Raw genomic sequence first — 13,110 nt, forward strand, 5'->3', positions numbered from 1 at the left:
CCAGCCTTAGCGGCCCGACGAATCAGCCGAGCAACGCATCCGAGAACTCTTCGGCGCTGAACGGCTGCAGATCCTCGACCTTTTCGCCGACACCGATGAAATACACGGGCACCGGACGCTGCCGCGCGATCGCCGCGAGAATGCCGCCCTTCGCGGTGCCGTCCAGCTTCGTCACGATCAGGCCGGTGAGCTTTAGCGCATCGTCGAATGCCTTGACTTGCGCGAGCGCGTTCTGACCCGTGTTCGCGTCGATGACGAGCAGCAGTTCATGCGGTGCTCCGTCCATTGCCTTACCGATCACGCGCTTCACCTTGCGCAGTTCTTCCATCAGATGAAGCTGCGTCGGCAGGCGGCCGGCCGTGTCCGCCATCACCACGTTGATTTTGCGAGCGCGCGCCGCGCCGACCGCGTCGAAAATCACGGCTGCGGGATCGCCGCTTTCCTGCTGCACGACCGTCACGTTGTTGCGCTCGCCCCAGATCGCGAGCTGTTCGCGCGCGGCGGCGCGGAACGTGTCACCTGCGGCGAGCAGCACCGACTGGTTGAAGTTCTGCATATGCTTCGCCAGCTTGCCGATGCTCGTCGTCTTGCCAGCGCCGTTCACGCCCGCGATCATCATCACGGTCGGCTGGTAGTGACCGAGCGTCAGCGACTTTTCCAATGGCTTCAGCAGGTCGACGAGCAGCGCGCGCAGCGCGCCCTTGACTTGCTGCGGATCGGTAAGGCGCTCGGTGCGCACTTTTTCACGCAGCGCTTCGAGCAGATACTCGGTCGCGTCGACGCCCGCGTCAGACATCAGCAGCGCCGTCTCCAGTTCTTCGTACAGTTCTTCGTCGATCTTCGTGCCGACGAAAATGCCCGTAATGCTCGAACTGGTCTTCGACAGGCCACTCCGCAGACGCGTGAGCCATGTGCGCTTCGCTGCTGCCTCGGGTTGCGGCGGGGGAATGATTTCGACTTCCTCGTCCGCGTCTTCGAAGTCGGCGGCGCTGGGCACGTAGTCGGGGTCGAATTCGGGCGCGTCGGCTGAGTCGGGCGCCGGTTGCGTGTCGCGCGCGGGCTTCGACGAAGAGCTGGGAGTACCAGGCGCGGCGGGCGCGACTACGTCCTGGGTATCGACGTCGCTGCCGGAATCGGTCTGCGACGCCTCAGGCGTGCCGTCGGGCGTCTTCGAACCCTTGAATCGTTTGAAAAAGCTGAACATGGTCTGAGCTGCGTGAGAGTGCGCTGGATTCCCGCTATTGGCCCGATGGCGCGTGGTGACGAATGTCGACGCGTCGGTTCTGGCGGCGGGGCATGGCAGTGCGGATGCGAGGCGCTGGAAGCCCGACATTTTATCAGGCGCTTCCGGCGCCGTCGTGATGGCGCGTCATTGGGCACCGCGACGGGCGACATTGCGCACCGCCCCGGTGAACTTCGGCGAAGGCCGCCGCGCGCGTGTGGTAACGTGGGCGCTCCGGCCCGCCCGTCGACGAAACCAGCGCGATCAACAGATCCCGACGCGCATCAACTCATCCGCGACAGGCAGGCGCACGCTCAACAAACGAACCGCATGTCCCGTACTTCCCCTGCACGCGCAAGAAACGCGCCGTCCGGCCATGGCCAGGCGCATACCATTCGTATCATCGGCGGCGACTGGAAACGCACGCCGCTGCCCGTGATCGACATCGACGGGCTGCGTCCGACGCCCGACCGCGTCCGCGAAACGCTGTTCAACTGGCTCGGCCAGCGGCTCGACGGCCAACGCTGTCTGGACCTTTTCGCCGGCAGCGGCGCGCTCGGCTTCGAGGCCGCGTCGCGCGGCGCAGCGCGTGTGCTGATGGTTGAGCGCAACGCGCGCGCGGCGGCGCAATTGCGAGCCAATCAGGCAAAGCTGTCGGCGAGCGCTATCGAAATTGCCGAGGCCGATGCGCTGCGTCTCGCCGCAAGCCTCGCGCCCGGTTCGTTCAACGTCGTCTTTCTCGATCCGCCGTTCGGCGAGGACTTGCTCGGCCGCGCTATCCAGGTCGCCGCACCGCTGGTAAGCGCGGATGGCTTTCTTTATGTCGAGTCCGGAGAATCGCTCGACCCGGCGGGAAACGCGGCGCTCGCCGGCTGGTCGGTGATCCGCGAGGGAAAGGCGGGCGCCGTCCGCTATCATTTGCTGCAACGCGAAAATGAGGAATAATGCGCGTTCATAACAAGCGCCGGGCGGCTTGCCGCTGAACGCGCGGTGTCGTTGCCGGACAGGTCCTGCGGGGCGTTCCGGCACGCTTCTGGTCTGTAGAGAGGAGAAATCCCATGGTAGTCGCCGTGTATCCGGGTACGTTCGATCCGCTCACGCGTGGTCACGAGGACCTCGTGCGTCGCGCATCGAGCATTTTCGACACGCTGGTGGTGGGAGTGGCGGATAGCCGCAACAAGAGGCCGTTCTTTTCGCTGGAAGAGCGGCTCGACATCGCCAACGAGGTGCTCGGCCACTATCCGAACGTACAGGTGATGAGCTTCAAGGGGCTATTGAAGGATTTCGTCCGCATCAACAACGCGCGCGTGATCGTGCGCGGTCTGCGCGCCGTATCGGACTTCGAGTACGAGTTTCAGATGGCGGGCATGAACCGCTATCTGCTGCCGGACGTCGAGACGATGTTCATGACGCCATCCGATCAGTATCAGTTCATCTCGGGCACGATTGTCCGCGAGATCGCCCAGCTGGGCGGCGACGTGAGCAAGTTCGTCTTCCCATCAGTGGAAAAGCGGCTGCAGGACAAGGTCGTAGAGATGGAGCAGGCGCGGGCGGCAGCGCGACCGTGATCCCGGCGCCTGACGGAGCGCTGCGTCCTCGTAGCCTTCGTAGCCCGATAACCGGACGCGGAGCGCGGTCTCTCCGGCAGGCGTAAAATTGTAGATTACGGAATGTCAGCCGGCATGCGCGCGACGCGCGCCGGCATGAAGTGAGAACAGCATGGCCCTGATGATTACCGACGAGTGCATCAATTGCGACGTTTGCGAGCCCGAGTGCCCGAACGACGCAATTTCGATGGGCCCGGAAATCTATGTGATCGACCCGAAGAAGTGCACCGAATGCGTCGGCCATTTCGACGAGCCGCAATGCGTGCAGGTGTGTCCCGTCGAATGTATCCCGCGCAATCCTGAGCATCTCGAGACGCCGGAACAGTTGATGACGAAGTACAACGCGCTGCAGGCTGCAAAGAGCGCGTGATCTCACCAAAAGCGGTGCACGGGGCGCGCCGCCTATCTTTCTCCCGGCGTTATCAGCCGACGATCTCCTTCAACGCGTTCACGAGCGTATCGCACTCGGCATCGGTGCCGATCGAAATGCGCAGATGCTGATCGATGCGCGGCGCCTTGAAGTGCCGCACGAAGATTTCCTTTTCCTTGAGCCGCGCTGCGAGCGTCGCGGCGTCGTATCCCGCGTGACGCGCGAACAAGAAATTCGCCGACGACGGCACGACGTCGAAGCCGAGCGCTGTCAATTGTGCAGTGAGCCGTTCGCGGCTCGCGATCACTTTTTCGGTGCAATCGCCGAACCATGCGTCGTCCATGTATGCAGCGGTCGCGGCGGCTTGTGCAAGACGGTCGAGCGGATACGAGTTGAAGCTGTCCTTCACGCGATTCAACGCGTCGATCAATGCGGCGTCGCCGAATGCAAAGCCGACGCGCATGCCGGCGAGCGAGCGCGACTTCGACGTCGTATGCACGACGAGCAGATTCGGATACTGGCCGATCAGCGAAATCGCAGACTGCGCGCCAAAGTCCACATACGCTTCATCGACGACGACGACCGAATCGGGATTCGATGCGACCACACGTTTGATGTCCGATAGCGGCAGCGCGTGGCCCGTCGGCGCATTCGGATTCGGAAAGAGGATGCCGCCGTTCGACTGCGTGTAGTCGTCGATGCGAATCTTAAAGGCGTCGTCGAGTGCAATCGTCCGATACGCGACATCGTAGAGACGCGCGTACGTCGGATAGAAGCTGTACGTGATGTCGGGAAAGAGAATCGGCTTATCGTGCTTCAGAAGCGCCTGAAACACGGTCGCGAGCACTTCATCCGAGCCGTTGCCCGCAAACACCTGATCGGCGTTCAGATGATGATGCGCGGCCACCGTTTCGCGCAGCGCGCGCGCAGTCGGATCGGGATAGCGGCGCAAGGACTCGGCATGCTCGCCCAGTTCGTTGCGGATCGCGCTCACTACGGCGGGGGACGGCGGATACGGATTCTCGTTGGTGTTCAGCTTCACGGGATGTGCAAGCGCGGGCTGCTCACCCGGCACGTACGGCGTCAGCCGATGAACGATATCGCTCCAGTAGCGGCTCAAGCTTCTCTCCTTTTTTGACGTTCGCGTCAAGGATTGCGATGCAGCTGCATCATCGCGCGTTCGAGTTCACCCTTGACGACGGTCGGCATCACGGCAAGCGCGCGCTCGATCGACGCATCGATTACGTCCTGCTCTTCCTTGCGCGGCGGCTTCAGCACGAAGTTCGCGACGTCCGGTTTCGCGCCCGCGCGGGCGCTCTCGGGAATCAGGTCGCGCGGGTGGCCGATGCCGATACGAAGTCGCCAGTATTGCTGCGTCGACAGATGCGCGGAAATGTCCTTCAGTCCATTATGTCCGCCGCTGCCCCCGCCGAGTTTCAGCTTGACGGTGCCGGGCGGCAGATCGAGTTCGTCGTGCGCGACGAGAATCTGATCCGGCAGGATCTTGAAGAAATGCGCGAGCGCGACGACCGATTGACCCGAACGGTTCATATACGTCTGCGGCTCCAGCAGATGCACTTCTTCGCCATACAGACGCACTTTCGCATAGAAGCCGTGAAAGCGCCGTTCGTCGCGTAACGTCGCGCCTGCTTCGCGCGCGAGTTGGTCGACGAGCCAGAAGCCGGCGTTGTGGCGGGTCGCGGTGTATTCGGCGCCCGGATTGCCGAGCCCGACGATCAGCTTGATCATGTTCGAGTGAGCCGCGCGGCACGCACGCGGCCTGGAAAAAATCGAAAAAAAACCCGCCGGGCAAACCGCGGCGGGTTACGTCGACCGTTCCATTGAAACGGATCGAGAGGATAGCGGCCTTATTCGGCAGCCGGCGTTTCGCCTTCAGCCGATGCTTCTTCCGACACGGTACCAGCAGGAATCGGTGCCGACACGATCACCGGGTTTTCTGCTGCGAGGTGCGCAACGAGTGCAACGCCAGCCGGCAGAACGATGTCCGTTGCGTGCAGCGATTGACCCGCTTCGATCTTCGCCAGATCGACTTCGATGAACTCCGGCAGAGCGGCCGGCAGGCATTCGACTTCGATTTCGTTGATGACGTGCGAGATCACCGCGCCACCCAGCTTCACAGCCGGATTGGTTTCCTGGTTCAGGAAGTGCAGCGGCACCTTCGTGTGAATCTTCTTGTTCGCGTCGACGCGCTGGAAGTCCACGTGCAGAATGAGCTGACGGAACGGGTGGTATTGCACGTCGCGCAGCAGAACCTGTTGCGACTTGCCTGCCACTTCCAGATCGAGGATCGACGAGTGGAATGCTTCCTTCTTCAGTGCGTGAAACAGCGCGTTGTGATCGAGTTCGATCAGTTGCGGTTCGCCGGCGCCGTACACGATACCCGGGGTCTTGCCCGAGTTACGCAGGCGGCGGCTCGCACCCGTACCTTGCAGATTACGCTCGAAAGCGATGACTTTCATTTGATTCTCCATTATCTGCCCGCGACCAGGCAGTAAAACGGGGCCTTCATACCCACAACCGGGTTAGCGGCCCCAGACACGACGGCGTGAACCTTCGTCCGTTCACGCCGAAATGCAAAAGCGCCGCATTCGTCATGCGGCGCTTTCGCGAATACTTTAGCTTTCCGCAAACAGCGACATCACCGAGTCGCCGCGACGGATGCGCGAGAACGTTTCGGCCAGCAGACCTGCGCTCGTCAGCGAGCGGATCTTCGGGCACGAGCGGGCTTCTTCGCCCAGCGGGATCGTGTCGGTAACGACGACTTCGTCGAGCGCCGATGCCGCAATACGCGCGCCAGCACCGCCCGACAGAACCGGGTGCGTCGCATACGCGAAAACCTTCGTCGCGCCGCGTTCCTTCAGCACTTGGGCCGCCTTGCAGAGCGTGCCGGCCGTATCGACCATGTCATCCATGATCACGCAGGTGCGGCCTTCGACTTCACCGATGATGTTCATCACTTCAGCGACGTTGGCCTTCGGACGACGCTTGTCGATGATGGCCAGATCGCAGTTCAACTGCTTCGCCAGCGCACGGGCGCGGACCACGCCGCCGACGTCGGGCGACACGACCAGCAGGTTCTCGTGATTCTGCTTGCGCAGATCGCCGAGCAGCACGGGCGTTGCGTAGATGTTGTCGACGGGGATGTCGAAGAAGCCTTGAATCTGGTCAGCGTGCAGATCCATCGTGATGATCCGCTCGACGCCAGCGATTTCAAGCATATTCGCCACGACCTTCGCCGAGATCGCGACGCGCGCCGAACGCGGGCGGCGATCCTGACGCGCATAGCCGAAGTAGGGGATGGCTGCCGTGATCCGGCCGGCGGATGCGCGCTTGAGCGCATCGACCATGATCATCAGTTCCATCAGATTGTCGTTGGTCGGCGCGCACGTGGACTGCAGGACGAAGACGTCCTTGCCACGAACGTTTTCCTGAATCTCGACCTGGATCTCGCCGTCCGAGAAACGGGAGACCATTGCTTTACCGAGTGGAATACCGAGGATCTTGACGACTTCCTGTGCAAGCGCCGGATTTGCGTTGCCAGTAAAAACCATCAGGCCGTCATGGCTGCTCATCATGCACCTGCTTCAGGCTGTGGGAGGCGAGGAACTGCGAGAATTTTTGGCAGGGGAGGAAGGACTCGAACCCTCGAATGCCGGAATCAAAATCCGGTGCCTTAACCAACTTGGCGACTCCCCTACACTAACTTTGAGCTTCGCTGAATGTGTAGGCCATTCAGCGCCGCGAAACTTATGTCGCGAAAGCGAAGAGTGGATGCGTATCCAGACTTGCCGCAACTGCACTGCTCCATCCGACGGGCAGTTTGGCTTGCGCCGCGACTGCTTCATCTTTGCTACGGAACGCTGCAAAAACACTTGCGCCGGATCCTGTCATCCGCGCTGGCGCGATGTCGTCAAACCATCGAAGCACCTGCGCGACTTCCGCGTATTTTCCTGCGACAACCTGCTGCATGTCATTCCGGCCGAAGCTGTCTGGCCATTCTGCGTTGCAGCTATGCTGTGCAAGAAAGTCTGCTATTGTGAGGGCTTTTGTATCTCTTGTCAACGTTTTTTCGGAAAAAATCGCTGAGGTTGGAACGTGAACCCTCGGTGTCACCACCAGAAAGTGGCGCGGCGGCAATTGTACCTGCTCGAGTTCCTCTCCGATACCCTCTGCGAATGCATTTTTTCCGAAGATAAAAAACGGCACGTCGGCGCCCAGTTTGACCGCGAGTGCCTGCAATTCAGCGCGCGGCAGATCGAGCTTCCACAGGCGGTTTAACGCAAGCAGTGTCGTCGCCGCGTCGGAGCTGCCGCCGCCCAGGCCCGCGCCCATCGGCAGGCGCTTGTCGATCTCGATGTTCACACCGAGGCGCGTGCCCGTGTGCTGCTTCAGCAGCTTAGCGGCGCGCACGGTGAGGTCGGTGTCGGCGGGAACATCGGCGATCTCTGTGTCACGCGTGATCGCGCCGTCGTCGCGAAGCGTGAAGTGCAGGGTGTCGCCCCAATCGAGCAACTGGAACACTGTCTGCAACGCGTGATAACCGTTCGGCAGACGTCGGGTGATATGCAGGAAGAGATTCAGCTTCGCCGGAGCGAGACAGTCGCGCAGCGAGTCGTTCGTTTCGATCATGAGTCTTTGCAAGGAGCGCGCGCGCAATTACTGGTCGAGCACGAGCTTGATGTCGAGCGGCGGTTCGGAACGTTCGAGATTGACGCGCTTCACGCCGGTTGCAGGCGCATCGGCATAGGCGAGATAGTCGATCGTCCAGCCGTCCTGTTGAATCTGCTTCAGATGCGATTGCTGCTGCGGATCGCTTTCGGTCGTCGCCTTCGACGTCGGCGCGACGGACGGCTGCAGCCAGTAACGCAGCCCTTCGACGGGCAGCGTGAAGCCCAGCGCATTTTGCATCAGCGTGGAGACGTTATCGGCCGTCATCGGCTGACGGTTCGGCAGTTCGAGCGTGGCGGTCGCCGGCGATGACGTCACGATCGCCATGGTCTGTCCGAGCGGATTGCGCAATTGCACCGTGACGGTATCGCCGTGTTCCTGCCAGTCGAAATTGCCATATGCATTGCGCTGCTGGCCGTTCTGATCGACGTACTGAACGGCGAAACGGCCGTGATACGCGCGGGCCGTTTGCGCGGTGACAGCCGTTGCGGCATTCGACGTTGATGGGCCCTGCGGCTTGACGGAAGCACAGCCCGCCAAGGCGACGACGGCTGCGGCTGCGAGACCCAGCGTCGCGCGGCGCGGCGCCGGAGTTGAAAACAAGAGACGGGAAAAATGCATCAGAGATCGTTCACCTGAAAACGTTTGAGCGTTTTTACGAGTGTGTCGTTGTCGGGTTCGAGCTTGCGCGCATCGCGCCATGCCGCGCGCGCCTGGTCCTGATCGCCGCTCTTCCACAGCACTTCACCCAGATGCGCGCCGATTTCGGCATTCGGCTGCAGATCGTAGGCCCTGCGCAGCAGATTGATCGCATCCGTCGTCTCGCCCAGCCGGTACTTGACCCAGCCGACGCTATCCATGATGAACGCATCGTTCGGCGCCAGCGACAGCGCCTTTTCGACGAGCTTGTCCGCTTCCTGCAGACGCTGGTTGCGATCCGCGAGCGAATAGCCGAGCGCGTTGTAGGCCTGCGCGTTATCCGGTTGCGTGCGCATCAGCTTGCGCAACTGCGTTTCCATCACGTCGAAATGGCTGTTCTTTTCCGCAGCCATTGCGTAGTCGTAGGTGAGATCGGGGTCCTCCGGAAAATCGCTCGAGGCTTGCGCGAGCCGCGTTTCGGCTTCCGAATAGCGCTTCGCGTCGAAGAGAATGGCGGCGTCGGTGCGCGCGATCAGCGCCTGATCGCGCGGGTCCTGCGGATGAATGCCCGCAAGCAGCTTGCGCGCGTCATCGACTTTGCCCTGCTTTTCCAGCAGCTGCGCGCGCGTGATCTGCGCGGGCACGTACTGTGTGCTGGTCGGCGAAATCTTGTCCAGCCAGCGGCCGGCTGCGTCGTTGTCCTTCTGTTCGAGCGACAGTTGCGCGAGATAGATATACGCCTGACCGGCATCCGCGCCCGGCATTTTTTCGGCTCTCTGCGCGTACTGCTGCAGATAGTGCTGCGCTTCGGGCAGATTCTTTTGCTGGATCTTGATGAGCGCAAGCGCCATCAGCGGCGTCAGATCGTTCGGGTTGTCCTTCTGCATGTACTCGAACTGTTTCTGCGCGTCTTCCAGGCGATCGCTCGCGAGGTACATTTGCGCGAGCGCGAGCCGTGCTTCATGCGACTTCGGATTGGCCTTGACGTACTTTTCCAGCGACTCGATGCCTTCCTTACGTTCTTCCGGTCCCATCTGCGAGAGCAGCAGCGCAGCGGGCAGATAATCCGGCTTGAGCTTGAGCGCCTGTTCGAGCGACTTGCGCGCGCCGGGCGCATCGTCGGCGAGAAGCTGCTGACGCGCCATCGCGAACTGCGCTTCCGGGCGGTTCATGTCGTTCGCGAGCAGATCCTGCAGCACGTGCAATCCGCCCACACGATTCGGCCCGCGCGAAATCAGCAACTGCAGCGCGAGAATGCCGTTGCCGCGATTTTCCGGCGCGATCTTCGCGAGTTCTTTCGCGAGCATCGGCTTTGCGTCATCGGGCTTGCCCGACAGCACGAGCAGCGATGCATCAAGTTGTGCGGCGCGCTCGGACGTCGGCGCATATTGTTGCCACAGTTGCGCGGCCGTCAGCGCATCCGACGGGCTCTGCGCAGCGAGCGCGATTTCAGTCGCGCGCTGCGCCATGCGCGGATCGTGCGTGTCGCGAGCGAGCGAGAGATAGGTCTGATACGCGGGCGCGGGCTGATTGCGCTGGAGCGCGACTTCCGCTGCGAGCACCTGGAAGACGATCTGGCTCGTCAGCGCAACGTTCGGCAGATTGTTCTTTTCCTCGGCGGATTCAGGGCCGAAGGCGTCTTGCACGGAGACGGCATTGTCATCCGTATCGGGAGACGGATCCTGAGCATGCGCGGGCGATGCGGCGAGCGCCCAGACAGCCAGAGCGGCCACGCCGAGCAACCGGCGCGGGGAAACAGCGTGCGGCACGCTGTTCACACCAGTCCGGCGCTTAAAAAACTGCGTAACGAAGGACAGGTTCATACAGATCCGTTCAATGTTTCGGACGATTGTAACGCGCTCGCTACAATAAGCGCATAACCACGGACGCAAGTTGCAGACCAGTTAGACATGCCAGAGTTGCCAGAAGTTGAAGTTACGCGACGCGGGATCGAGCCGTTTGTCGCCGGGCGGCGCGTCGAGCGCGTCGATGTACGCACGCCCACGCTGCGCTGGCCGATTCCGGCCGGTTTCGCGCGCCTGCTGCATGGCCGGCTGGTCCACAAAGTGGAACGGCGCGGCAAATATCTGCTGTTCGAGATCGACGAGGGCTGGTTCATCGTGCATCTCGGCATGACGGGGACGCTCAGAGTGCTGCGCAACGTGCCGCATCCGCCGGCAGCCGCGAAGCACGATCACGTCGACTGGGTCTTCGACGACTTCATTTTGCGCTTTCGTGATCCGCGCCGCTTCGGCGCTGTGTTATGGCACCCGCGCTCGGCAGGCGACATTCTTGATCATCCCTTGCTGGCAGCGCTCGGCGTCGAGCCGTTCGCACCGTCTTTTTCCGGTGCGCTGCTGCATCGTCGGACGCGCGGACGCAAGGTATCGGTGAAGCAGGTGCTGCTCGCGGGTGAAATCGTCGTTGGCGTGGGCAACATTTACGCGTCCGAATGCCTGTTCCGTGCGGGCATCCGACCGACCACCCCCGCCGGACGCATCTCGCTCGTTCGTTACGATCTGCTTGCAGACTCCGTGCGCGCCACACTCGCGTCCGCGATCGAAAAGGGCGGCAGCACGCTGCGCGATTTCGTCGGCAGCAACGGCGAGAGCGGCTACTTCCAGCTCGACTATTTCGTCTATGATCGCGCAGGTCTGCCATGCCGCGTGTGCGGCACGCCGATCAAACAGATCGTGCAGGGGCAACGCTCCACTTACTACTGTCCGACCTGTCAGCGCTGAATCATTCATGTCCGCTTCCGTTTCCTCGACCGCTTCTGCGGCTGCGTCTATGAGCACATCCGCGATTGCATCCGCGAGCGACTCTTCGACAGCCACGATACCCGCTTTGTCCGATTTCTCTGTGCGCCTGATCGCATGGCAGCGCGAACATGGCCGTCATGACCTGCCGTGGCAGAACACGCGCGATCCATACCGGATCTGGCTGTCCGAGATCATGTTGCAGCAGACGCAGGTGTCGACGGTGATTCCGTACTACGCGCGTTTTCTCGCGCGTTTTCCCGATGTGGCCGCGCTAGCCTGCGCGCCCGCCGACGATGTGATGACGCTGTGGGCCGGCCTCGGCTATTACACGCGCGCGCGCAATCTGCATCGCTGCGCGCAGGCGGTTGTCGAACAGCACGGCGGCCAGTTCCCGGAGTCGGTGGAAGCGCTCGCGGAATTGCCTGGCATTGGACGATCGACGGCGGCTGCGATTGCATCGTTCGCATTCGGCGCGCGCGCGACGATTCTCGATGGCAACGTGAAGCGCGTGCTTGCGCGCGTATTCGGCGTCGAAGGGTTTCCGGGTGAGAAGAAAGTCGAGAACGGCATGTGGCTGCTCGCGGAATCGCTGCTGCCCGTGAACGCAACCGACGATGACGTGAGCGCGTACACGCAAGGCCTGATGGACCTTGGCGCCACGCTGTGTGTGCGCGGCAAGCCCGATTGCGCGCGCTGTCCGTTCGCGGTGGACTGCGTGGCGAAGGTGACGGGCCGTCAGCGCGAATTGCCGGCGGCGCGTCCGAAAAAGACCGTGCCGACGCGTCGCATATGGATGCTGCTGCTGCGCGACCGCGATACCGTGATGCTCGAAAAGCGTCCGCCATCGGGCATTTGGGGCGGCTTGTGGAGTCTGCCGGAAGCAGCGGATGAAGCGGCGCTCGCGCAACTCGCGCGCGACTTCGGCGCGAGTGCCGATGTGTCGCCGCTCGCGCCGCTCACGCATGTGTTCACGCACTTCAGGCTGGATATCGAGCCGCGTCTTGCCGAGCTCGATGGCACTTCGAACGCCTCGAACGCACGCGATGCCGATACTGTGTGGATGTCGCTGAACGAACTCGACGCGTATGGCGTGCCTGCTCCCGTGCGCAAGCTGCTCGAAGGCCTGCAGGGCTCGCTGATCTGAATGGCCGCGAGCTACAGCAGCTGATGTTGCTGCATGTAGTGATGCACGACGTCGATGCGCGCGCCGGCGTCTTGCAACTCCATCAGTTTTTGCCGCGCCTTCAATGCGATCGGCAGCACTTCTGACAAGCGGTTCGATACCCAAGTGGGATCGTCGAGCCTGAACGGCTCGATGAACGGAAGACTTTCCGGGTCGCGCTCGCGTATGGTCGCGATAATGCGTTCGAGCACTTCCGCGCACGCGCCGAATTTCTCCATATGGCCAGTGCCTTCGAGCGGCATGTCGCCGCCGATCAGCTCCGCCATGCCGACCAGCAAGCCACCCGGTTCGACGCGATGCGACAGCAGGCGAAACCGTTCTGTGCCGCGCGCGCGAATCAGCAGCATGCCGAATTCGTCGACATCGCACACGTCGATCTCCGCGAGGCAGCCGATCGCTTCCGGCACAGCAGGTTCGTTGGGCTGCGCGACCTCAGCGCCGCTTTTCAGCAGACACACGCCGAACGGCGTCTTGTCGCGCAGACAGTCGCGCGCCATATCGAGGTAGCGGGCCTCGAAGATTTTCAGAGGCAGCAGTCCATCGGGAAAGAGGACGGTGTGCAATGGGAACAGAGGCACATCGGCAAGCACGGACGGTGTAGAGGACATGGCGCAACGCTTCGGTTAGGGCCGCCTCGA

General features: G+C 62.1%; 14 protein-coding genes and 1 tRNA gene. 5 read left to right on the plus strand and 10 right to left on the minus strand.

The features are described 5' to 3' along the window. Positions 1–22: 22 nt before the first annotated feature. Positions 23–1,204: a signal recognition particle-docking protein FtsY gene (gene ftsY, locus BMW76_RS04285; protein ID WP_090863351.1), complete on the minus strand. Its 1,182-nt coding sequence runs from the start codon at positions 1,202–1,204 to the stop codon at positions 23–25. 348 nt (positions 1,205–1,552) lie between these two features. Between ftsY and rsmD the strand changes: the two genes are divergently transcribed. The 3 genes from rsmD (at position 1,553) to BMW76_RS04300 (ending at position 3,199) form a co-directional block, all read left to right on the plus strand. Beyond that, positions 1,553–2,167 (plus strand): 16S rRNA (guanine(966)-N(2))-methyltransferase RsmD, encoded by a 615-nt coding sequence (rsmD, locus tag BMW76_RS04290; protein ID WP_090863352.1) that lies wholly within the window; start codon positions 1,553–1,555, stop codon positions 2,165–2,167. Positions 2,168–2,280: 113 nt separating this feature from the next. Continuing rightward, complete coding sequence (gene coaD, locus BMW76_RS04295; RefSeq protein WP_090863354.1) at positions 2,281–2,790, plus strand: pantetheine-phosphate adenylyltransferase; 510 nt, start codon at positions 2,281–2,283, stop codon at positions 2,788–2,790. A gap of 151 nt (positions 2,791–2,941) precedes the next feature. Continuing rightward, complete coding sequence (locus BMW76_RS04300) at positions 2,942–3,199, plus strand: YfhL family 4Fe-4S dicluster ferredoxin (protein ID WP_090863358.1); 258 nt, start codon at positions 2,942–2,944, stop codon at positions 3,197–3,199. 52 nt (positions 3,200–3,251) lie between these two features. Here the strand turns inward: BMW76_RS04300 and hisC are convergent, their stop codons facing one another. The 8 genes from hisC to BMW76_RS04340 all read right to left on the minus strand — a co-directional run bounded on the left by hisC (position 3,252) and on the right by BMW76_RS04340 (position 10,350). Next, the gene (gene hisC / locus BMW76_RS04305; protein ID WP_090863360.1) at positions 3,252–4,319 is read right to left on the minus strand and encodes a histidinol-phosphate transaminase; all 1,068 of its coding nucleotides are present in this window, start codon (positions 4,317–4,319) and stop codon (positions 3,252–3,254) included. A gap of 26 nt (positions 4,320–4,345) precedes the next feature. Then, on the minus strand, positions 4,346–4,948 hold the full coding sequence (pth, locus tag BMW76_RS04310; protein ID WP_090863369.1) for an aminoacyl-tRNA hydrolase: 603 nt from the start codon (positions 4,946–4,948) through the stop codon (positions 4,346–4,348). A gap of 119 nt (positions 4,949–5,067) precedes the next feature. Beyond that, the gene (locus BMW76_RS04315) at positions 5,068–5,679 is read right to left on the minus strand and encodes a 50S ribosomal protein L25/general stress protein Ctc (RefSeq protein ID WP_090863372.1); all 612 of its coding nucleotides are present in this window, start codon (positions 5,677–5,679) and stop codon (positions 5,068–5,070) included. Positions 5,680–5,835: 156 nt separating this feature from the next. Next, positions 5,836–6,792 (minus strand): ribose-phosphate pyrophosphokinase, encoded by a 957-nt coding sequence (locus tag BMW76_RS04320; protein ID WP_087734318.1) that lies wholly within the window; start codon positions 6,790–6,792, stop codon positions 5,836–5,838. Between the two features lie 47 nt (positions 6,793–6,839). Beyond that, positions 6,840–6,916, minus strand: a tRNA-Gln gene (locus BMW76_RS04325). A 51-nt stretch (positions 6,917–6,967) separates the two neighbouring features. Next, on the minus strand, positions 6,968–7,849 hold the full coding sequence (gene ispE / locus BMW76_RS04330; RefSeq protein ID WP_090863375.1) for a 4-(cytidine 5'-diphospho)-2-C-methyl-D-erythritol kinase: 882 nt from the start codon (positions 7,847–7,849) through the stop codon (positions 6,968–6,970). A 27-nt stretch (positions 7,850–7,876) separates the two neighbouring features. Then, a complete protein-coding gene (gene lolB / locus BMW76_RS04335; protein ID WP_090863378.1) occupies positions 7,877–8,509 on the minus strand; it encodes a lipoprotein insertase outer membrane protein LolB in 633 nt (210 codons plus the stop codon). Further along, on the minus strand, positions 8,509–10,350 hold the full coding sequence (locus BMW76_RS04340) for a tetratricopeptide repeat protein (RefSeq protein ID WP_090863381.1): 1,842 nt from the start codon (positions 10,348–10,350) through the stop codon (positions 8,509–8,511). Before BMW76_RS04340 ends, lolB begins: the two co-directional genes overlap by 1 nt. An 87-nt stretch (positions 10,351–10,437) precedes the next feature. Between BMW76_RS04340 and mutM the strand changes: the two genes are divergently transcribed. Together mutM and mutY are read left to right on the plus strand one after the other, a co-directional pair. Continuing rightward, positions 10,438–11,268, plus strand: a complete 831-nt coding sequence (gene mutM, locus BMW76_RS04345) for a bifunctional DNA-formamidopyrimidine glycosylase/DNA-(apurinic or apyrimidinic site) lyase (protein WP_090863383.1) — start codon at positions 10,438–10,440, stop codon at positions 11,266–11,268. Positions 11,269–11,317: 49 nt separating this feature from the next. Further along, the gene (gene mutY, locus BMW76_RS04350; protein WP_090863386.1) at positions 11,318–12,433 is read left to right on the plus strand and encodes an A/G-specific adenine glycosylase; all 1,116 of its coding nucleotides are present in this window, start codon (positions 11,318–11,320) and stop codon (positions 12,431–12,433) included. An 11-nt stretch (positions 12,434–12,444) separates the two neighbouring features. Here the strand turns inward: mutY and BMW76_RS04355 are convergent, their stop codons facing one another. Beyond that, positions 12,445–13,080 (minus strand): LON peptidase substrate-binding domain-containing protein, encoded by a 636-nt coding sequence (locus tag BMW76_RS04355; RefSeq protein WP_090863389.1) that lies wholly within the window; start codon positions 13,078–13,080, stop codon positions 12,445–12,447. Between the last annotated feature and the right edge of the window lie 30 nt (positions 13,081–13,110).

This window comes from Paraburkholderia diazotrophica, assembly GCF_900108945.1.
In the GTDB taxonomy this organism is placed as follows: Bacteria; Pseudomonadota; Gammaproteobacteria; order Burkholderiales; family Burkholderiaceae; genus Paraburkholderia; species Paraburkholderia diazotrophica.

What these genes read in the sequence shown, in the direction of transcription:
- coaD (WP_090863354.1), top strand. Translation starts at nt 2,281, where the DNA reads ATGGTAGTCGCCGTGTATCCGGGTACGTTCGATCCGCTCACGCGTGGT.
- mutM (WP_090863383.1), top strand. Translation starts at nt 10,438, where the DNA reads ATGCCAGAGTTGCCAGAAGTTGAAGTTACGCGACGCGGGATCGAGCCG.
- ispE (WP_090863375.1), bottom strand. Translation starts at nt 7,849, where the DNA reads ATGATCGAAACGAACGACTCGCTGCGCGACTGTCTCGCTCCGGCGAAG.
- BMW76_RS04355 (WP_090863389.1), bottom strand. Translation starts at nt 13,080, where the DNA reads ATGTCCTCTACACCGTCCGTGCTTGCCGATGTGCCTCTGTTCCCATTG.
- BMW76_RS04315 (WP_090863372.1), bottom strand. Translation starts at nt 5,679, where the DNA reads ATGAAAGTCATCGCTTTCGAGCGTAATCTGCAAGGTACGGGTGCGAGC.
- pth (WP_090863369.1), bottom strand. Translation starts at nt 4,948, where the DNA reads ATGATCAAGCTGATCGTCGGGCTCGGCAATCCGGGCGCCGAATACACC.
- lolB (WP_090863378.1), bottom strand. Translation starts at nt 8,509, where the DNA reads ATGCATTTTTCCCGTCTCTTGTTTTCAACTCCGGCGCCGCGCCGCGCG.
- mutY (WP_090863386.1), top strand. Translation starts at nt 11,318, where the DNA reads ATGAGCACATCCGCGATTGCATCCGCGAGCGACTCTTCGACAGCCACG.
- BMW76_RS04340 (WP_090863381.1), bottom strand. Translation starts at nt 10,350, where the DNA reads ATGAACCTGTCCTTCGTTACGCAGTTTTTTAAGCGCCGGACTGGTGTG.
- ftsY (WP_090863351.1), bottom strand. Translation starts at nt 1,204, where the DNA reads ATGTTCAGCTTTTTCAAACGATTCAAGGGTTCGAAGACGCCCGACGGC.
- BMW76_RS04300 (WP_090863358.1), top strand. Translation starts at nt 2,942, where the DNA reads ATGGCCCTGATGATTACCGACGAGTGCATCAATTGCGACGTTTGCGAG.
- BMW76_RS04320 (WP_087734318.1), bottom strand. Translation starts at nt 6,792, where the DNA reads ATGAGCAGCCATGACGGCCTGATGGTTTTTACTGGCAACGCAAATCCG.
- rsmD (WP_090863352.1), top strand. Translation starts at nt 1,553, where the DNA reads ATGTCCCGTACTTCCCCTGCACGCGCAAGAAACGCGCCGTCCGGCCAT.